The 1,745-nt window shown below is 71.2% G+C and carries 2 protein-coding genes; both read right to left on the bottom strand.

Annotation, left to right across the window (positions count from 1 at the left end; all coding sequences use genetic code 11):
- Window positions 1-1,043: branched-chain amino acid ABC transporter permease (locus ABZT93_RS40340; RefSeq protein ID WP_356114111.1), on the bottom strand; the 1,043-nt coding region annotated here is incomplete at its 3' end.
- On the bottom strand, window positions 1,040-1,745 hold a 706-nt coding region (locus tag ABZT93_RS40335), incomplete at its 5' end, for a branched-chain amino acid ABC transporter permease (RefSeq protein WP_356114109.1). The genes ABZT93_RS40335 and ABZT93_RS40340, both read right to left, overlap by 4 nt.

Below are 1,745 nucleotides of genomic sequence, written 5' to 3'. Positions count from 1 at the left end.
GAGGCAGCCTCAGGCACGGAGTCCGCCTCGGGCGTCCGGTCGAGGGCGGCGGCGGTGCGGGTCGGGCGACGGACGACAGCGGCCCGGACACGGGCCGGCAGACCGGCCAGCCCCGTCGGGGCCACGAACATCACCGCGATGATCAGCAGGCCGAAGACCACTCCCGGAGCGGCCTCGCTCAGGTCCTGGGACACACTCGGCACGTACATCACGAACGCCGCCCCCAGCAGGGGCCCGTACAGCGAGGCGAGCCCCCCGACCACCAGGCCGGCGAGCAGCATGATGGACAGAACGAAGCTGAAGGAGTCGGGCGAGACGAAGCCGATCACCCAGGTGTACAGACACCCGGCGACACCCGCGAACATCGCGCTCCACGCGAAGGCGAGGGTCTTGTGCAGCGACAGCCGTACGCCCATGACCTCGGCGGCGCTCTCGTTGTCCCGCGCAGCAAGCAGTGCCCTGCCGACCCGGGAGCGCAGCAGGTTGCGGGCGAGCAGCAGGGCCACCGCGGTGACGGCGAGGACGACGAAGTACATCCACTGGTCCTCGGCCAGCCCGCTCCACGCGGGCGGCTGCAGCTTGTCCACGGTCAGGCCCATGGAGCCGCCCGTCACCGGTTCCAGCCGCTTGAGCAGGGGCGGCAGGAACACCGCGAACGAGAGGGTGACCAGGGCCAGGTACAGTCCGCGCAGCCGCAGGGCGGGCACTCCGAACCCGAGGCCCAGCAGGAAGCATCCGGCGGCCGCGACGGGCAGTGTGGCCAGGTGCCCGGTGTCGTACCGGCCGAGCATGACCGCCGCCGTGTAGGCACCCGCGGCGAAGAACGCGCCGTGCCCGAGCGAGATCTGCCCGCCGAAGCCGACCAGCAGGTTCAGACCGGCCAGTGCCACGGCGTACAGGAGCACCATGGTCAGCTGGAAGACCTGGAAGGGGGCGAAGTAGAACGGTGCGCCGGCGGCGGCCGCCGCCGCGAGCAGCACGGTGACCGCGGCGCGCAGGCGCCGGGCGCGGTCCGTGCCGAGTGTTGCGATGATCGTGCTCATGCGCGTTCCACCGCCGCCCGTCCGAAGAGGCCCTGGGGCCGTACAAGCAGCACCGCCAGGATGATCACCAGGGGAACGCCCACCTTCAGATCGGCGCCGACCACATCGACGTACGCCCCGGTCAGCGTCTCGGCGACGCCCACGAACAGGCCGCCGACGACCGCGCCCACGGGGCTGTCGAAGCCCCCGAGGGTGGCTGCGGCGAACGCGTAGATCAGCACTCCGCCCATCATGTTGGGCTCCAGGAACAGCAACGGGGCGACGAGCACGCCCGACAGGGCGCCGACCGTGGCGGCCAGCCCCCAGCCGAGCATCAGAACTCGGCCCACCGGGATGCCCGACAGCCGGGCGGAGGCCGGGTTGCAGGCGACCGCCCGCATCACCAGGCCGACGGAAGTGTGCTGGAACAGCAGATACAGCAGGCCCATGACGACGGCCACCACGCCGATGATCCCGAGAGTCGACCAGTCCACGCGCACCCCGGCCAGGTCGAGCCCGCCGTCGGGGAACGGCTGCGGGAAGTCCTTCACGGTGAACGACCAGATCAGGCCGGCCAGCGCGTTGACGAAGATGAACAGGCCGACCGTGACGATGACCACGGTCAGCTCGGGTGCGCCCTGCACGGGGCGGATGACGATCCGCTCGACCAGCATGCCGCCGGCGAAGGACACCGCGAGGGTGACCGGCAACGCCAGCCAGAAC

This window comes from Streptomyces sp. NPDC005303, assembly GCF_040607335.1.
Lineage (GTDB): Bacteria > Actinomycetota > Actinomycetes > Streptomycetales > Streptomycetaceae > Streptomyces.
Note: the sequence above shows the minus strand (reverse complement) of the source record. Positions and strands in the feature narration are given on the sequence as shown.